Source organism: Lelliottia sp. SL45, from assembly GCF_026672535.1.
GTDB classification, from domain to species: Bacteria; Pseudomonadota; Gammaproteobacteria; order Enterobacterales; family Enterobacteriaceae; genus Enterobacter; species Enterobacter nimipressuralis.
In genome coordinates this window covers 590,837-608,522 of record NZ_JAPPRH010000001.1, presented here as the reverse complement: position 1 = coordinate 608,522, position 17,686 = coordinate 590,837, and the positions used below count along the sequence as shown (strand labels likewise).

Here is a 17,686-nt window from a genome sequence, read left to right as displayed (position 1 = left end):
CAAGGCACAGCGCCTTATTTAAACAACTTACTGAAGGATTTACATCATGAAAAACATCAAAACTTTTGTTGCAGTTATCGCTCTTGCCGCTTCTTTCGGTTCTTTCGCAGCTCAGACCGTAACCGCAACCGCCTCGACCATTGACGGCGCAGAAGCGAAAATTGCCGCTCAGGCAGAACAGGCCGGTGCTGCTTCTTACACCATCACCCAGGCTTTCTCAGGTAACCGTGTTCACATGACCGCTGAACTGAACAAATAAGAGCATAGCCACTGTCCCCTGCTCATCCGGGCAGGGACAGGTTTCCCCCTCTCCGTAGTAACGCCATCCCCCCTCGTAGCCCATCTTTCCGCTCAACAGAACGCTAAAAATGACGCGGTCTTGTCGACTCGCGCGCCATGAGAGCGAATCTCTTTCATCAATGCAAACCGGCCACACGCAACAGTGCCGTCACGACTGCAGCAGAGATAATCACGACGATCAGCGGCACTTTACGCCACGCCAGGAACACGGCGAAGGCCACGCCTAAGACTCGCGCCATGCCGGCAAAATGTTCGCCTTCGTAAAAGGTGGTCGCCAGCGCCACGGAAAAGAGCAGCACCGTTGCCGCATCCGATAGCAGTGCTTGCGAGCGCTCGGACAGCGCCAGGCGGTTGCCAAGCTTTGCGCCACCGAGGCGCATCAGATAGGTTCCCGCCGATAAAATCGCAATGCCGAGAATAAAGAAGGTCATGTTTTCCATTATTTTTTCCTCGCCGCCAGACCCAGTAACGACAGCAGCACCGGCAAACCGACCGGCGTGAATGGCACTGCGGCCAGCGACAGCGCTGCGCCGCTGCAGGCGCGGATCAGCGTGGTGCGGTTTTTAAAGGCCGGAACGACTAACGCCAGCAAAATCGCCGGGAATACGGCGTCGAGACCGATGGTTTCCGGCGCAGGCAGCAGCTTGCCGACCATCGCCCCCAGCAGTGTCCCCAGCGGCCAGATGATCGCCACGCCTAGCCCGCACAGCCAGTAGGCGGCTTTGCGCTGCTCGGGGGTTTTTTGCGACAGACCAAACACCACGCTTTCGTCGTTCATGATGTGGCAGCCGAGGAAGCTCAGGCCGCGCTTACCCACCAGCTCGCGCACCGTAACGCCGAACGGAACGTGGCGGGCATTCACCAGCAAACCCGCCGCCGCCGCCGCAAGCGGATTACCGCCGCTGGCAACGATGCCGATAAACATGAATTCCGACGCGCCCGCGAGCACGGTAATGGAGAGCACAAACGGCACCCACACCGGGAAGCCGTAAGCCATCGCCAGCGAGCCGTAGGACATGCCGACGACGCCCACGGCGAGACACACCAGAACGATCGCTTTGACCGTGTCACCTTTCAGACAGGAGAGAGAGTTCTTCATACATTTTTAGCCATATCGAACGAGTATCCATTATAATGAACGCATCAATATCGTTTTTCAAGATGAACGATTCGTTCGATTTATAGAACAAGAGGCCGTTTTATGACGCAGCCAATCAGCGTGATCGCGAAAAGCCTGGTGCGCGAACGCCTGCGAACCGGGCTGTCGCTGGCAGAAATCGCACGCCGCGCCGGGATTGCTAAATCCACACTTTCGCAGCTGGAATCCGGGAATGGCAATCCCAGTCTGGAAACGCTCTGGTCGCTGTGCGTGGCGCTGGGGATCCCGTTTGCGCGCCTGTTAGAGCCGCAGCAGCCCACCACTCAGGTGATCCGCCGGGGTGAGGGGACCAAAGTGATTGCCGAGCAGGCGAACTATCAGGCGATTTTACTGGCGGCCTGCCCGCCGGGCGCACGCCGCGATGTCTATCTGCTGATGACCCAGCCGGGTGCAGACCGCATTTCGCAGCCGCATCCGCCGGGTTCCGTAGAGCACATTATCGTCACCCAGGGACGGGCGCTGATCGGCCTGACTGACGCTCCGGAAGAGCTGGGCGAGGGCGATTACATTTGCTATCCCGCCGATCAACCGCATATCTTCAAGGCGCTGGAACCGGATACCCACGCGCTTTTAGTGGCGGAACAAAACTAACCTCTCGGACACGGAAAATCATGTCGCTCAAAGCCATTGCCAAAGAACTGGGGCTGTCTGTTACGACGGTCAGCCGCGCCCTCAACGGATATGACGACGTTTCTCGCGAAACCCGGGCGCGGGTGGAAGCCGAAGCGCAGCGCCGTGGCTATCGGCCAAACACCTTTGCCCGCCGCCTGAAGATGGGCAAAATCGACGCCGTCGGGCTGGTGTTTCCCGTGCATCCGGTTCCGCTCAATAACAGCGTTTTTATGGACATGGTCGGCGAAATTAGCCACGAACTGGCGCGACATGAGATTGATTTACTGCTGATCGCCGACGATGATCTCGCCGATAAACACAGCTACATGCGCATGGTGCAAAGCCGCCGTGTGGATGCGCTGATTGTCGCGCATACCCTCGATCAGGACCCACGCCTTGCGCAGCTTCAGGACGCCGGTTTTCCGTTCCTCGCCCTGGGCCGCAGCCAGTTGCCAAAACCCTACGCATGGTTTGATTTTGATAACTATGCCGGGACCTATCGCGCCACGCGCTGGCTGATCGACAAGGGCCATCAGCGCATCGCCCTGCTGGGCGAAAGTAATAATCAGGCGTTTATCACCCAGCGCCGTCTCGGGTATCTCGACGCCCTGCGCGAAGCGGGATTATCCAGCGAATGGCTGCGCGCGATGCCGCCGTCACGCCGCGCAGGCTATACCACGACGCTTGAGCTGCTTGCACTGCCGAATCCGCCGACGGCGATTGTGACTGACTGCAACACCCACGGCGACGGCGCGGCAATGGCGCTGGCGCAGCAGGGGCGGCTGACAGGCAGCGACCCGGTTTCGCTGGTGGTGTATGACGGTCTGCCGCAGGACAGCATTGTCGACGCCGACGTAGCAGCGGTGATCCAGTCCACCCGCGAGGGCGTGGGCAAGCAGATCGCCGACATGGTGCGCCAGCTCATCAATGGCGATGATCTCTCCCGTCTTCAGGTGCTCTGGCAGCCTGAATTTTCACCGGGCCAGACGGCCTAAATCACCGTAAAACTCTAAAGTCGATCACAGATCCGAAACGTTTGAGTTGGTATCCGAAACGTTTCGGATCAACACTCAGGACATCCGATGACAGGAGATGTCCGATGCAAGATTCCATTTTACGACTCGAAAGCACGACGACAGACGTGGTGATCAAAACGCACCCGTTCGCCGAAATTGTCTACTGGGGGCCACACCTTCACCACTTTTCGCCGCAGGATGCGCAAAGTCTGGTTCGCCCGGTGGCTAACGGCAGGCTGGACGTGGATATCCCGGTGACGCTGATGGCCGAGCTGGGCCACGGTCTGTTTGGCTCGCCAGGCATTGAAGGCCACCGCCAGGGGCTGGATGGCTCTCCGGTGTTCAGGACCGTTACCGTTGAACAGCAGCGTCACAGCCTGACGATTACCGCAGAAGATGCGCACGCCGGGCTGCGGCTGACCAGCGAACTCGTCCTCGATGAGAGCGGCGTGCTGGTGGTAAGGCACGGTCTGACCAATCTGCGGGCGCAGCCGTGGCAGGTGGATCGGCTGGCCGTGACGCTGCCGGTTTCGGAGCGCGCGAAAGAGGTGATGGCTTTCCATGGGCGCTGGATACGCGAATTCCAGCCGCATCGCCTGACCCTTGAGCACGACAGTTTTGTGATTGAAAACCGGCGCGGGCGCACCTCCCACGAACACTTCCCGGCGCTGATGACCGGCACACCTGCATTCAGTGAAATGCAGGGCGACGTGTGGGGCGTGCATCTCGGCTGGAGCGGCAACCACCGCCTGCGCGCTGAAGTGAAAACCGATGGCCGCCGCTACGTGCAGGCCGAAGCGCTCTATCTGCCGGGCGAAATGGCGATTGCCGAGGGCGAAACCCTCTGGACGCCGAAATTGTACGCCAGCTACTCCGCGCAGGGGCTGAACGGGATGAGTCAGCAGTTCCACCGCTATCTGCGCGAGAACATCATTCGCTTCCCGCAAAACAAGCCGCGCCCGGTGCACCTCAATACCTGGGAAGGGATCTATTTCAACCACGATCCGGACTACATCATGCGGATGGCCGACGAAGCGGCGGCGCTGGGCGTGGAACGCTTCATCATCGACGACGGCTGGTTTAAGGGGCGCAACGACGACCACGCCGCCCTGGGTGACTGGACTCTCGACGAGAAAAAATACCCTAACGGCCTGATGCCGGTGATCAATCACGTCAAAAATCTCGGCATGGAATTTGGTATCTGGGTGGAGCCGGAAATGATTAACCCCGATTCCGATCTTTACCGCGCGCATCCCGACTGGGTGCTGGCGCTGCCGGGCTACACGCAGGCGACGGGGCGACACCAGCTGGTGCTGAATCTGAACATTCCTGAAGCCTTTGAGTATTTGCTGGAACGCATGAGCTGGCTGCTGGGCGAACATCCGGTGGACTACGTGAAGTGGGACATGAACCGCGAGCTGGTGCAGCCGGGCCATCTCGGTAAAGCCGCTGCCGACGCGCAAACGCGCCAGTATTATCGCCTGCTTGAGACACTCGGCCAGCGCTTCCCGCACGTGGAATTTGAATCCTGCTCGTCCGGCGGCGGACGCATTGATTACGAAGTCCTGACCCGTTGCCACCGCTTCTGGGCATCCGATAACAACGATGCGCTGGAGCGCAACACCATCCAGCGAGGAATGAGCTACTTCTTCCCGCCGGAGGTGATGGGCGCACATATCGGTCATCATAAATGCCACGCCACGTTCCGCCAGCACAGCATCGAGTTTCGCGGGCTGACCGCGCTGTTTGGGCACATGGGGCTTGAGCTGGACCCGCTCACCGTCGATGAGCACGAGCGTGAAGGCTACCGCCGTTATGCCGCGCTGCATAAGCAATGGCGCGATGTGATTCACCACGGCACCCAGTGGCGTGTGGATATGCCGGACGCCACGACCCAGGTGCAGGGTATAGTGAGCGAAGACCAACGGCAGGGGCTGTTTATTGTCAGCCAGCTGGCGATGCCGGATTACACCCTGATGATGCCGCTGCGCATGCCGGGGCTTGCAGCGAACGCGCAGTACCGCATCACCTTGCTCGATCATCCAAATATCCGCCTCACTGGCGAAGGGGGCCACACCATGCGCAAACTCCCGGCATGGATGGAAGCGCCACAAACGGTGAGCGGAGAATGGCTGATGCAGGCGGGACTGGTACTGCCGATTCTGGACCCGGAAACCGCCATTCTGATTGGCGTTGAACGCGTGTAAGGGTGATGGGCCGGGCGACCGGCCCTGAGTTGAGGATAAAAATAATGAACACGACTGCCTGTACCCACAAAGACAACCCCAATTTCTGGATTTTCGGGGCGTTCTTCTTTCTCTACTTCTTCATTATGGCCACCTGCTTTCCGTTCCTGCCGATCTGGCTGTCGGATATCATCGGTCTGAATAAAACCCATACGGGGATTGTTTTCTCCTGCATTTCGCTCTCAGCGATTGCGTTCCAGCCGGTGCTGGGGGTGATCTCTGACAAGCTGGGGCTGAAAAAGCACCTGTTATGGATCATCGCCATTTTGCTGTTCTTGTTCGCTCCCTTCTTCCTCTACGTCTTCGCGCCGCTGCTGAAAATAAATATCTGGCTCGGGGCGCTGAGCGGCGGGCTGTATATCGGCTTTGTCTTCTCGGCGGGCTCCGGGGCGATTGAGGCCTATATCGAGCGAGTGAGTCGCAACAGCTTCTTCGAATACGGTAAAGCGCGGATGTTCGGCTGCCTGGGTTGGGGACTGTGCGCCTCCACGGGCGGCGTGCTGTTCAGTATCGATCCGTCGTTTGTTTTCTGGATGGGCTCAGGCGCGGCGCTATTGCTGATGCTCCTGCTGGTGGTCGCCAAACCGAAGCCAAACCAGACCGCCGAAGTGATGAACGCGCTGGGCGCCAATCAGCCGCAAATCACCGCCAAAACCGTCTTCACCCTGTTCCGCCAGCGCAAAATGTGGATGTTTATTTTGTATGTGGTTGGCGTGGCCTGCGTGTATGACGTGTTTGATCAGCAGTTTGCCACCTTCTTCAAATCGTTCTTTGCGACGCCGGAACAGGGGACGCGCGCCTTTGGTTTTGCGACCACGGCCGGAGAAATTTGTAACGCGATCATTATGTTCTGCTCACCGTGGATCATTAACCGCATCGGCGCGAAAAACACCCTGCTGATTGCCGGGCTGATTATGGCCACGCGCATTATCGGCTCGTCCTTCGCCACTACCGTGACGGAAGTCATCGCCCTGAAAATGCTTCACGCGCTGGAAGTGCCCTTCCTGCTGGTGGGGGCGTTTAAATACATCACTGGCGTGTTTGATACCCGCCTGTCAGCGACCATCTATCTGATTGGCTTTAACTTTGCCAAACAGTCGGCGGCCATTTTCCTGTCGGCGTTTGCGGGGAATATGTATGACCGGATCGGCTTCCAGGACACCTATCTGATGCTCGGATGCATTGTGCTGGCGGTGACGGTGATCTCGGCGTTTACGCTGAGCAGCAGGCAGCAAATCGCGGCAGGACGCGGCACGCTGGAGGCAAGCTAAATAGCTTAAAGGAAAACGCTGCCGCGAGTGCGGCAGCGTGAACGGTTACTCGAGGAAAAACACCTCTTTCAGCTCCGCACTCACCGGGCTGTTGTCCGGATTTGCGGGCATCACATCGCGCATGTGTTTCCACCAGCGCTGGCACACGTCGGTATTCGCTACCGCGTTCCAGCGCTCTTCCGATTCAATCTCAACGCTGGCAAACAGCAGGTTGCGCTCCTTGTCGAGATAAATGGCGTAATGGTGCGCACCGTGGTCTTTCAGCACCGATTCCAGCTCCGGCCAGATCGGGGTGTGGCGGCGCTGATACTCCTCGTGAGCGTCAGGATTCACCTGCATCACAAAGGCTTTGCGGATCATAGGGCCTCCAGATACAGCTCGCGCACATCGTCGCGGCTGGCAGTGCGTGGGTTACAAGGCGCACACGGATCGGCGAGGGCTTTATCCAGCCAGCCTTCGATATCCACTTTGGTCACGCCAAGCTGGCTGAAGCCAGAAGGAATACCGACGCGCGTACTCAGGGCGCGAATGGCGTTGATCGCCTCCATGCTGGCCGCTTCATCGCTCATCCCGCGCGTCTCCACGCCCATCGCCTGCGCCACACGGGCGAAACGCGCCACCGCGTTCGGGCGGTTAAAGTTTTCGATGATCGGCAGCAGGATGGCGTTGCAGACGCCGTGCGGCAGATTGTGCGTCGCCCCCGGCTGATGCGCCAGTGCGTGAACCAGCCCTAACCCGGCGCTGTTAAACGCCATGCCTGCCAGATACTGGCCGAATGCCATCTGTTCGCGTGCTTCGAGGTTGTGCCCGTCGTCGACGGCTTTCGGCAGCCAGAGGCTGATCAGGCGAATCGCTTCGAGGGCGTTAGCATCGGTGAGCGGGTGAGCGCCGACGGAAACATAGGCTTCGATGGCGTGCGTCAGGGCGTCCATCCCCGTTGCGGCGGTGACGGAGGCGGGGATATCGAGCATCACACTGGCATCATCCACGGCGATATCCGGGATAATATTGGGGTCGATAATCACCTCTTTTACCTGACGCTCGCTGTCGATGATCACCGCATTGCTGGTCATCTCCGCCGCGGTGCCTGCTGTAGTGTTAATAGCTACCAGCGGTACACCGGTGTTTTTGACTTTGCCGACACCGGAATAGGCGGTCGACGGGCCAGGATTAGCGGTGAGGATTTTAATCGCTTTCGCCGTATCAATTGGGCTGCCACCGCCGAAGGCGATAACGTAATCGCAGCGGGCGCTCTGATAGGCCGCAAACCCTTTCTGTACCAGCGCTTCCGTCGGATTCGGGAACACTTCATCAAAGAGGTGATACGACATCTGGTGGGCGTCCAGGGCGGTAAACAGGCTGTCGAGCAGCCCCATTTTCACCAGCTGTCCGTCAGTGACGATAAGCGCTTTGCCCCACTGTTTGCTCGCCACCAGATTGACCATATCGCCGATCGCGCCCGCGCCGTGCAGGCTGATTTTGGGAAGTGCCAACATAAAACTCATGATAATTCTCCTTAATTACTGTGATTTTTATGCCCGGCGGCGCGACGCTTGCGGGGCCTGAGGTCAGGCAGGCCAGATAAGCGAAGCGCCACCCGGCATTAGATCCGTCTTCGCTGCATAATCCGGCGGGTGATAATTGGCAGCGAAATCACCACTATCAGCATCGCGCCGATAATCACCGACATCACAATGCCGGGCACGTTGAGCAGGCTCAGGCCAAAAGTCACCAGGCCCATCAGGAAGGCGGCGATAATCACGCCCACCATGCTGCCGGAGCCGCCGAGAATATTGACGCCGCCGAGCACCGCCATCGTCACCACCGCCAGTTCCCAGCCCATCGCAATCGTCGGGCGCGTACTGCCGAGGCGCGAGGTGAGCAGCACCGAGGCCAGCCCCGCCATCAGCCCGACCAGCGCAAACAGCATCAAGTTGTGGCGCTTCACGTTGATGCCTGAAAACCACGCCCCGGTCGGGTTATTGCCGATGGCGTACGTCCGGCGGCCAAAATTGGTGCGATGCAGCACGAAGGCAAACACCGCCGCCAGCAGGATAAACAGCGCGAATTCAAACGACAGCGCGCCCCACACATAGCCCTGCCCGAACCAGGCGAAGCTCTCGGGCCAGGTGTTTAGCGCCTGATCGCCGAGCAAAATGTAGGTAATGCCGCGATACAAACTCATGGTGCCGATGGTGATCACGATGGACGATAGGTTAAAGCGCGTGACCAGAAAGCCGTTGAACAGTCCGCACAGCAACCCGACGCCTAATCCCACACAGACCAGCAGCGGCGTATCTACACCCGCCGCTGCGCAAAAGCCCATCGCTGTAGAGCTGAGCGCGATGGTCGATGCCACCGACAGGTCGATTTCACGGGCGATGATCAGCATCGCCATCGGCAGCACGATGATCGCTTTTTCGGTGAAGTTGAACGTCGCGTCAGAAAGATTCCAGATATCGAGAAAATAGGGCGAGGCGAGGGCATTGACGATAAACACCGCCAGCGTTACCGCCAGCAGGAAGCCCTCCCAGCACAGCAGACGCTGGAAAACCCCCGTCGCGGCCGGACGATTTTTGATCTCTTCCGTAGTCATCATTTTGCTCATGAGTTCACCGCCTGTTTCTGACGCGCCAGCGCCGCATCGCGCAGGATCAGCCGTCCTTTGCGTTTGTTGCCGCGTTCATTGAGCAGCACCGCAATCACGATCACCGTCCCGGAAATCGCCATCTGCCAGAACGGGGAGACGCCAATCACCGGCAGCGCGTTATTGATCACGCCAAGGAACAGCGCGCCAAACAGACAGCCCAACACCCGGCCCGTGCCGCCCATGGTGCTGATACCGCCGATCACGCACGCGGCGACCACCTGCAGCTCAAAACCGTTGGCGACATCGACGTAGGCGACAGCGAAACGTGAGATCCACAGATAGCCGCAGAATCCGGCCAGCGCGCCTGACAGGCAGAAACTGACGAACTGCATTTTGCCTGCGTTGATCCCCGTGTAATACGCCGCCGTGGCGTTGCCGCCTGCGGTGTAAAGGGCGCGCCCGGTGCGGCTGTAGCGCAGGAAATAGCCGACCAGCAGCAGGGCCGCAATCGCGCACCAGCTCAAAACGGGCAGACCGAGCAGTGACGCGCGCGGCAGGGCGAGGAAATCCGCGCCCATCTGGTTGGAGTTCACCCAGCCACCGCCGGTGAGCAGGAAGATCATCCCGCGATAGATGCTCATGGTGCCGAGCGTCACCACAATCGCCGGAATACCCAGTTTCCACACCAGCAGACCGTTGATGACGCCCATCAGCAGACCGAGCGCCGTTGCCAGAATCAGCAGCGCCCAGACGGGCACGGCGGGATAATGGAAGTTGATCAGGGCGACAATCATCCCCGTCAGCGCCAGATTCGCCGCCATCGACAGGTCGATGCCTTTGGTCAGCAGAACCATCATCTGGCCGAGGGCGAGAATGATGAGAATCGAGGTGTCGTTAAACATCTCCACCAGGTTTCCCGGTGCGATAAACGACGGCACGCGGCTGCCGATGGCAATGATCATCAGTACAATCACTGCTCCCAGCAGGGCTTCGCGGTGTTTCAGGAGTTGCTTCACCATTACGCGGCCTCCTGTTTTGCACCGCTGGCTGCGCTGACGATGGTTTCCGCCGTCGCCCCGCCCGCCGGGTATTCCGCCACCATCAGCCCTTCGTGCATCACAATGATACGGTCGGCCATGCCCATCACTTCCGGCAGTTCCGACGACACCATAATCACCGCCAGCCCCTGTCCAACCAGCTCGGACATAAACTGATGAACGGCCGCTTTCGAGCCAATATCGATACCTTTTGTCGGCTCATCGAGGATGATCACCTCAGGATGCGTCGCCAGCCATTTGCCGATCACCACTTTTTGCTGATTGCCGCCGGAGAGGGTTTCGACCGGCTGTTTCCAGCTAAACGCCTTCACCTGCAGCCGTCTGGCGTATTCATCGGCCAGCGCCCATTCGCGGTCCTGATTTAACACCCCGCCGGGATTGAGCCTGCTGAGCTGCGGCAGGCTGATGTTCTGCGCAATCGACAGTTCGATAATCGCTCCCTGCTTCTGCCGCTCTTCCGGCACGCAGACAATCCCCGCGCGGATGGCATCGGCCGGTTGGCGGAAATTCTGCGCCTGACCGTTCAGCACGATCTCGCCGGAGGAGGGACGGGTGACACCGGAGAGCGCCTGCATCAGCTCGGTACGCCCGGCGCCGACCAGCCCGTAAAAGCCAAGGATTTCGCCTTTGCGCAGGGAGAATGAGATATGCGCGAATTCGGTCGGATGGCAGAGGTCTTTGACCTCCAGCACCGTCGCCCCTTTTTCGCACGCCACTTTCGGGAAGGTCTGGGTGATAGCGCGGCCTACCATCATCGCCACCATCCGCTCTTCGGTGATGTCGTTGATCGCCCCTGCGCCGACGAACACGCCGTCGCGCAAAATGGTGTAGTGATCCGCCAGCTCAAAAATTTCGTCAAACTTGTGCGAGATAAACAGGATCGCTTTGCCTTCCTGCTTCAGGCGCTCAACGATCTGATAAAACTCTAGGATTTCGTGCTGCGACAGGGCGGCGGTGGGTTCGTCGAGGATCACCACCTGCGCCTCAAACGACAGGGCGCGGGCAATGGCCACCATATGTCGCTGGGCGATACTCAGCGTTTTAAGCGTCGCGCGCGGGTCAATTTGCACCTCCAGTCGGGTGAGGATCTCCTGCGCCCGGCGGTGCATCTCCGGCCAGTCGAGCTTCCTGAAAAAGCCTTTATGCAGATACTGGCCGACAAAAATATTTTCGGTCACCGACAGCTCATCAAAAAGCACGGTTTCCTGATGAATAGCGGTAATCCCGACTTTGTGTGCCGATTCCGGCGTCGGGAGATGTATGGGGATGGCTTTATAGAGGATTTCGCCCTCTTCGGGCTGATAAATCCCGGTCATCACTTTGACCAGCGTCGATTTGCCCGCGCCGTTTTCACCGATAAGGGCGGTGACTTTGCCGGGCCAAAGCTCAAGCTGTACGTTCTCAAGGGCGCGCACACCAGGGAAAACCTTGGTGATGCCCTTAAGCTCCAGCAGCGGTGTGGATGCGTTCATGAGAGTTCTCCATCAAAGGGGATCTTGTGGGCCGGATGGCGCGACGCTTCTCCGGCCAACAAAACGCATCAGAAGATTTTTGAGAACTTATCGATATTGCTCGCATCGTAGACGAACGGCTCAGCCATCGCGCCGCTACCGTCGGCATCGAGCTTCACTTTGCCCAGTTTGCCCATGCTGGCTTCATCTTTGGTGGCGGTGCCTTTCACCAGGTCGTCGGCTAAATAGGTGGCGGCGTAACCCAGATCGATCGGGTTCCAGATCGCGAAGCTTTTGCTCGCCCCGGATTTCACCGCGCCGGCCATTTCAGACGGCAGGCCTAACCCCGTCACATACACTTTGCCGATTTTGCCCTGGTCTTTCACCGCCTGCGCGGCAGCCACGATCCCGACCGACGACGGGGAGACGATCACTTTCAGATCGGGATAGGTTTTCAGCAGGCCAACCGCTTCGCGGTAGCTCTTATCCGACAGATCGTCGCCATAGGCTACGGTCACCAGATTGACGGACGGATACTGCGGCAGCACCTTTTTCATCTCGGCAATCCAGGTGTTCTGGTTCGTGGAGGTCGGGGTGGCGCTTAACACCGCCACGTCGCCTTTTTCGACGTTCAGGGCTTTCAGCGCATCGGCGGCCAGCTTAACGTTGGTTTCACCGATCAACGCGTTATTAGAGGGATTCAGGTGGATCTGACGCCCGGCTTTTGCCACGCCGGAATCCCATGAGACCACTTTGATCCCACGCTGCATCGCCTTTTTCAGCACCGGCACCAGCGCATCGGGATCGTTGGCGGAGATGGCGATCGCATCCACCCCCTGCGCGATCAAACCGTTCAGCACTTCGATCTGCGCTTCGGCGGTGGTGGTGGTCGGGCCGGTATAAATGACTTTCACATCACCCAATTCTTTGGCGGCCTCCTGCGCGCCCACGTTCGCTGCCTCGAAGAATCCATTTCCGAGAGATTTCGCCACCAGGGCGATTTTTACTTCTGCTAAAGCGGAACCGGACAACGCCAGAGCGGCAACGGTGAGGATTAAGCTTGTCTTTATTTTCATTGCTTTTACTCCACTGAATTGAGTGTTGTGTAGGGTTTGCAGGTGTTTTTTTCGCCCCGTCTCAGTGAGCGGGGCGCGATGTTTTTATTTGTAAAGCTCTAGCGCCGATTTCAGCGGGGTGACGCCAAAGCGTTTACCCAGCGCAATCAGCTCTTCCTGAGTGATGGTCTGTTTCATTCCGCCCATGGAATAGACCTTAACCAGCACTTCAGCCGACTTCTCAGCGGTGTCGATCAGGCCAAAGGCTTCATCAAGCGTCGGGCCACTGCCGAAGACACCGTGGAATGGCCACAGTACCAGGGAATGTTTTTGCATCTCTTGCGCGGTGGCTTCGCCGATTTCATCGGTGCCTGGCACCATCCACGGCAGAATACCCACGCCGTCCGGGAAGACCACCAGACATTCGGTGCTCCCTTCCCACAGTTTGCGGGTGATGAAATCCGTGGTGTTTTCCAGCACGTAGGTCAGGGCGATCAGGTTGGTCGCGTGGCAGTGCATGATCACGCGGTCTTTGCCGTCCGTCGCTTTGATGCGCTCGCAGTGGGAGAGGAAGTGCGCCGGGAGTTCAGAGGTCGGCACCGCTTCGTTCGTCAGCCCCCAAAGAATGTGGTAGCCCGCGCCGTCGCTGTCCACTTTTACCACGCCTAAATTCGCTGCCGGATCGAGCTGCACATTGCGGAAGAACTTGCCGGAACCGGTGACGATAAACGGCGTATTGGCGAGCAGCGGCATCGGCTGGCTCAGGGCGATATAGCGCGGTTTCGGGTGGAAATCCGCTTCGAACGGCGCAATGTCGGCGTCGTCCAGGCGCAAGGTCAGGTTGCCGCCGTTGCGCTCGTCCCAGCCTTTTAGCCAGGCGTCGGTGGTGGCTTTGATCATGCCCTGGACGAACCAGGCGTTGGTGATGGTGTGCATAGTCTTGTGATTCCTTTGAAAATGTCGGGCGACGCGTCGCGATCCCCGCTGACAAGTGTTCGTAAGCCCGGCAGGTGAAGCGCCGCCGGGCGCTGTTTTAGCTGCGAGTCGCTAACACCTCTTTCTCATACGCCCGCACGTTGTCCAGCCACTGGCTGCCCGCTGGCGCATCGTTGCGCTGACAGTACATTTCCCACACGGCCTGCCACGGCAGGGATTTCTGCTCTTCCAGCAGTGCCAGACGCGCCGTGTAGTCGCCTTGCTCTTCCAGCGCGCGCAGGGCCGCCGTCGGCTCCAGCAGCGCACGCAGCAGGGCTTTCTTCATGTTGCGGGTACCGATCACCCATGCCGCAATGCGGTTGATCGAGGCGTCGAAGAAGTCGAGACCGATATGCACGCGGTCGAACAGATCGTGGCGAATAATTTCGCTGGCGATGGCCTGAGTCTCGTCATCCAGCAGGACCACGTGGTCGCTGTCCCAGCGTACAGGGCGGCTCACGTGCAGCAGCAGGCGCGGGATGTACAGAATGGCGGCGGAGATTTTGTCGGAGATCACCTCAGTCGGATGGAAGTGGCCCGCATCCAGGCACAGCGCCGTCTGGCGGCTGGTGGCGTAGCCCATGTAGAACTCGTTGGAGCCCACGGTGTAGCTCTCGGCGCCGATGCCGAACAGCTTGCTCTCCACCGCATCAATGTGATGCGCCGGATTCAGTTTTTCGCTGATCACCTCGTCGAGAGCGTCCAGCAGGCGCTGGCGCGGAGCCAGGCGGTCAACGGTGATATCTTTCATGCCGTCCGGGATCCAGATGTTCATCACCGACGGCGTGCCGAGCTGTTCACCGAAATACGCTGAAACGCGGCGGCTGGCTTTGACGTGGTCGATCCAGAACTGGCGAATCTCGTCGTCGGAATGGGAGAGGGTAAAACCGTCGGCGCTCAGCGGATGCGAGAAGCAGGACGGGTTAAAATCCAGACCCAGTTTGTTGGCTTTTGCCCACTCCACCCAGTTCTTAAAGTGTTCCGGTTTGATTTCGTTACGCGCGACCGGCTCGCTGGATTCGAGATAAATCGCGTGCAGGTTCAGGCGTTTTGGTCCCGGAATTAAACTGAGCGCCAGCTCCAGATCGGCACGCAGTTCGGTGGCATTGCGCGCTTTGCCCGGATAGTTGCCCGTCGCCTGGATGCCGCCCGTCAGCGCGCCGCCGGTATTTTCAAAACCCGCGACGTCGTCGCCTTGCCAGCAGTGCATGGAGACCGGCAGACGGTCGAGCTGACGCAGCGCCTCTTCGACATCCACGCCCACGGCGGCGAAACGCTGTTTAGCCAGTTCCCAGGCTTGTTCAAGTTGAGTGGTCATGCGCAAAGCTCCTTTGTCAGTCGTTTTTGCTGAAACTGCGCCTGATAGCGGGCAATTTCATGGCAGGGATTAGGGGTAAACGTGGTGAGCGGGTAGTTGTTCGTCACCAGCGTTCGGAAATCGTCAACGTTGGAAAGCTCGTCCAGGGTCATCAGCTGGATGCCGATATTGCCGAGCGTCGAGGCCTCAACAGGGCCGGCGACCACGGTGATGCCGCAGGCGTCGGCGCAAAGCTGGTTCAGCAGCTGGTTCTGGCAACCGCCGCCGACAATGTGCAGCTGGCTGAACGGTTTGCCGCGCAGAGCCGCCAGTTCGTTCAGCACGTCGGCGTAGAGCAGGGCGAGGCTGTCAAAAATGCAGCGCGCCAGTTCCGCCGGGCTGTGCGGCACGGGCTGTGCGCTCTCACGGCAGGCGGCCTGGATTTCATCGCCCATGTTGTGCGGATTGATAAAGCGGTCGTCGTTCGGATTGATCACGAAGCGGCAGGCCGGCAGTTTTTCTGTCTCGGCGATAAGGCGCGCCAGGTCGGTAACGTTCTGCTCTTTCAGCACGCGCTGGAGCAGCCACAGCCCCATGATATTTTTTAGCACCCGGTAGCGGCCTTCCGCGCCGCCTTCGTTGGTGATGTTTGCCGCCAGCGACTTTTCGCAGGTGTACGGCGTTTTGCTCTCAAAGCCCATCAGCGACCAGGTGCCGGATGAAAGATAGGCCGCGTCGTGGTCTGCCAAGGGAGAGGCAATCACCGCGCTGGCGGTATCGTGACTGGCGACGGCGACGACCGGGATTTCATTCTTCTGCGGGCAAATCCAGTGACCGATCACATTGCCGGGATGGGTCGGCGTGCCAAACCAGCTGGCGGAGGCGCCCGTCCAGTTGAGCAGGTTTTCATCCCAGTTATCGGAGTTGATATTCACCAGCTGGGTGGTGGTGGCGTTGGTGTATTCCCAGTTCATCATGCCCGTCAGGCGATAGCTGAAGTAATCCGGGATCAGCAGCGCGTGTGCGACGTTCGCCACCAGTTCGGGCTGTTGTTCCACCAGAGCGCGCAGCTGGTAGAGGGTGTTAAAGGGTAAGAACTGGATGCCGCTGCGCCCGTAGATATCGGCTTTACCGAGCTGATCAATGGCGCGAGCCATCACGCCATCGGTCCGGCTGTCGCGATAGGAGACGGGCAGGCCGATGCGCTCGCCGTGGCGGTCAAGCAGCACAAAATCGACGCCCCAGGTATCAATCCCGATGCTGTCGATCAGAATGCCGTCGTCGCAAACTTTGTTCAGGCCGGTGCGGATTTCCGCCTCCAGGCTGTCAATGTCCCAGGTCTCGACGCCGTCCTGCTTTTGCAGGCTGTTACCGAAGCGATGGATTTCACGAAGCGAAAGTGCGCGCTGTGCAGGCGTATAGCTGGCAAGCATCACGCGCCCGCTGGATGCACCTAAATCGACAGCCACACAATGGCGAGAGGTCATAATTCGGTCCTTCTTGGAGTCATTGCGAAACAGTCTAAGAAAGGGAAGAAAAACGCACCTTCTCGCTACTGACAGGCAAAATCCCGCGCTGGCAAGAAAGCAAAGATGAACGTGAGGGAGTTCACAGTTTCCTGTTATGGCGGGGATTTCAGCCCATGTGACCGTTGCCGCATTTCCGGATCTTTCCCGCTGTTTCTTGAAAAACTGACAGGCTTTGCACGCTTTGGTGTCGAAAATTGAAGGTGAGAAACCCGGCCCTTAATTACTATTTTGAGAACATTTCTCATTGGTGGTGGCCGATATGACCGTACTGCACAGCGTGGATTTTTTCCCTCACGGAAGTTCGCCAGTGGCGATCGAACCACGGCTTCCTCAGGCGGCTTTTCCTGAACATCATCATGATTTTCATGAGATTGTGATTGTTGAGCACGGTACGGGCATTCACGTGTTTAACGGCCAGCCCTACACCATCAGCGGTGGAACCGTGTGCTTTGTGCGCGACCACGATCGGCACTTGTATGAACATACGGATAACCTGTGCCTGACCAACGTGCTCTACCGTTCACCAGATGCGTTCCAGTTTCTCTCCGGGCTGAATCAGCTTTTGCCGCAGGAGCAGGATGGGCACTATCCGTCGCACTGGCGGGTGAATCAGTCCACCCTGCAGCAGGTGCGTCAGCTGGTGGGGCAGATGGAAACGGTAGAGGAAAATGCGGAAACGCATACGCGCGCCAGCCGTGAACTGTTGTTCATGCAACTGCTGGTTCTGCTGCGTCGCAGCAGCCTGGTGGAAGGAGCCGAAAACAATGATGCGCGCCTAAATCTGATGATGGCCTGGCTGGAAGAACACTTCGCGGAAGAGGTGTGCTGGGAAACAGTTGCCGATAATTTTTCCCTTTCCCTGCGTACGTTGCATCGCCAGCTCAAGCAGCACACGGGCCTGACGCCGCAGCGCTATCTCAACCGGCTGCGCCTGATCAAAGCGCGGCACCTGCTGCGTCATACGGATGATAGCGTGACGGATATCGCTTATCGCTGCGGATTTGGCGACAGTAACCACTTTTCGACGCTGTTCCGTCGTGAATTCAGCTGGTCGCCGCGCGAAATTCGTCAGGGCCGGGATGCGTCACTTCAGTAACGCGAGGAGAATCACCGTTTTTTTGCCGTAA

General features: G+C 58.7%; 17 protein-coding genes. 6 read left to right on the top strand and 11 right to left on the bottom strand.

What is annotated here, in order from left to right; translation table 11 throughout:
- The first annotated feature begins 46 nt into the window (after window positions 1–46).
- Window positions 47–259: a YdgH/BhsA/McbA-like domain containing protein gene (locus OVA10_RS02955; RefSeq protein ID WP_100778340.1), complete on the top strand. Its 213-nt coding sequence runs from the start codon at window positions 47–49 to the stop codon at window positions 257–259.
- A gap of 157 nt (window positions 260–416) precedes the next feature.
- Here the strand turns inward: OVA10_RS02955 and OVA10_RS02950 are convergent, their stop codons facing one another.
- Together OVA10_RS02950 and OVA10_RS02945 are read right to left on the bottom strand one after the other, a co-directional pair.
- Window positions 417–740 carry an AzlD domain-containing protein gene (locus OVA10_RS02950; protein WP_100778341.1) on the bottom strand — a complete coding sequence of 108 codons (324 nt, stop codon included), beginning with the start codon at window positions 738–740 and terminating at the stop codon, window positions 417–419.
- A complete protein-coding gene (locus tag OVA10_RS02945; protein WP_268195198.1) occupies window positions 740–1,399 on the bottom strand; it encodes an AzlC family ABC transporter permease in 660 nt (219 codons plus the stop codon). Before OVA10_RS02945 ends, OVA10_RS02950 begins: the two co-directional genes overlap by 1 nt.
- A gap of 102 nt (window positions 1,400–1,501) precedes the next feature.
- On the opposite strand from OVA10_RS02945, the gene OVA10_RS02940 reads away from it, so the two are divergent.
- The 4 genes from OVA10_RS02940 (at window position 1,502) to OVA10_RS02925 (ending at window position 6,604) form a co-directional block, all read left to right on the top strand.
- Complete coding sequence (locus tag OVA10_RS02940) at window positions 1,502–2,050, top strand: helix-turn-helix domain-containing protein (RefSeq protein WP_100778343.1); 549 nt, start codon at window positions 1,502–1,504, stop codon at window positions 2,048–2,050.
- Window positions 2,051–2,070: 20 nt separating this feature from the next.
- Window positions 2,071–3,066 (top strand): LacI family DNA-binding transcriptional regulator, encoded by a 996-nt coding sequence (locus OVA10_RS02935; RefSeq protein WP_102105693.1) that lies wholly within the window; start codon window positions 2,071–2,073, stop codon window positions 3,064–3,066.
- Window positions 3,067–3,170: 104 nt separating this feature from the next.
- The gene (locus OVA10_RS02930; protein ID WP_268195195.1) at window positions 3,171–5,294 is read left to right on the top strand and encodes an alpha-galactosidase; all 2,124 of its coding nucleotides are present in this window, start codon (window positions 3,171–3,173) and stop codon (window positions 5,292–5,294) included.
- Between the two features lie 44 nt (window positions 5,295–5,338).
- Window positions 5,339–6,604, top strand: a complete 1,266-nt coding sequence (locus tag OVA10_RS02925; RefSeq protein WP_129035609.1) for an MFS transporter — start codon at window positions 5,339–5,341, stop codon at window positions 6,602–6,604.
- Between the two features lie 45 nt (window positions 6,605–6,649).
- On the opposite strand, the gene rhaM is transcribed toward OVA10_RS02925, so the two are convergent.
- The 9 genes from rhaM to rhaB all read right to left on the bottom strand — a co-directional run bounded on the left by rhaM (window position 6,650) and on the right by rhaB (window position 16,517).
- On the bottom strand, window positions 6,650–6,964 hold the full coding sequence (gene rhaM / locus OVA10_RS02920; protein WP_100778347.1) for an L-rhamnose mutarotase: 315 nt from the start codon (window positions 6,962–6,964) through the stop codon (window positions 6,650–6,652).
- Window positions 6,961–8,109, bottom strand: a complete 1,149-nt coding sequence (gene fucO / locus OVA10_RS02915) for a lactaldehyde reductase (RefSeq protein ID WP_268195193.1) — start codon at window positions 8,107–8,109, stop codon at window positions 6,961–6,963. The genes rhaM and fucO overlap by 4 nt, the downstream gene beginning before the upstream one ends.
- A gap of 98 nt (window positions 8,110–8,207) precedes the next feature.
- Window positions 8,208–9,212 carry an ABC transporter permease gene (locus OVA10_RS02910; protein ID WP_268195191.1) on the bottom strand — a complete coding sequence of 335 codons (1,005 nt, stop codon included), beginning with the start codon at window positions 9,210–9,212 and terminating at the stop codon, window positions 8,208–8,210.
- Window positions 9,209–10,213, bottom strand: a complete 1,005-nt coding sequence (locus OVA10_RS02905) for an ABC transporter permease (RefSeq protein WP_268195189.1) — start codon at window positions 10,211–10,213, stop codon at window positions 9,209–9,211. The genes OVA10_RS02910 and OVA10_RS02905 overlap by 4 nt, the downstream gene beginning before the upstream one ends.
- Window positions 10,213–11,724, bottom strand: a complete 1,512-nt coding sequence (locus tag OVA10_RS02900) for a sugar ABC transporter ATP-binding protein (protein ID WP_100778351.1) — start codon at window positions 11,722–11,724, stop codon at window positions 10,213–10,215. The genes OVA10_RS02905 and OVA10_RS02900 overlap by 1 nt, the downstream gene beginning before the upstream one ends.
- Window positions 11,725–11,792: 68 nt before the next feature.
- Window positions 11,793–12,779, bottom strand: a complete 987-nt coding sequence (gene rhaS / locus OVA10_RS02895; RefSeq protein WP_100778352.1) for a rhamnose ABC transporter substrate-binding protein — start codon at window positions 12,777–12,779, stop codon at window positions 11,793–11,795.
- Window positions 12,780–12,863: 84 nt separating this feature from the next.
- Window positions 12,864–13,694, bottom strand: coding sequence for a rhamnulose-1-phosphate aldolase (gene rhaD, locus OVA10_RS02890; RefSeq protein ID WP_100778353.1), 831 nt, complete (start codon window positions 13,692–13,694; stop codon window positions 12,864–12,866).
- 97 nt (window positions 13,695–13,791) lie between these two features.
- On the bottom strand, window positions 13,792–15,051 hold the full coding sequence (gene rhaA, locus OVA10_RS02885; protein WP_100778354.1) for an L-rhamnose isomerase: 1,260 nt from the start codon (window positions 15,049–15,051) through the stop codon (window positions 13,792–13,794).
- Entirely contained in the window at window positions 15,048–16,517 is a 1,470-nt protein-coding gene (rhaB, locus tag OVA10_RS02880) for a rhamnulokinase (RefSeq protein WP_268195186.1), read from the bottom strand. The genes rhaA and rhaB overlap by 4 nt, the downstream gene beginning before the upstream one ends.
- A gap of 301 nt (window positions 16,518–16,818) precedes the next feature.
- On the opposite strand from rhaB, the gene rhaS (OVA10_RS02875) reads away from it, so the two are divergent.
- Window positions 16,819–17,655: an HTH-type transcriptional activator RhaS gene (gene rhaS, locus OVA10_RS02875; RefSeq protein WP_107702611.1), complete on the top strand. Its 837-nt coding sequence runs from the start codon at window positions 16,819–16,821 to the stop codon at window positions 17,653–17,655.
- The last annotated feature ends 31 nt before the right edge of the window (window positions 17,656–17,686 follow it).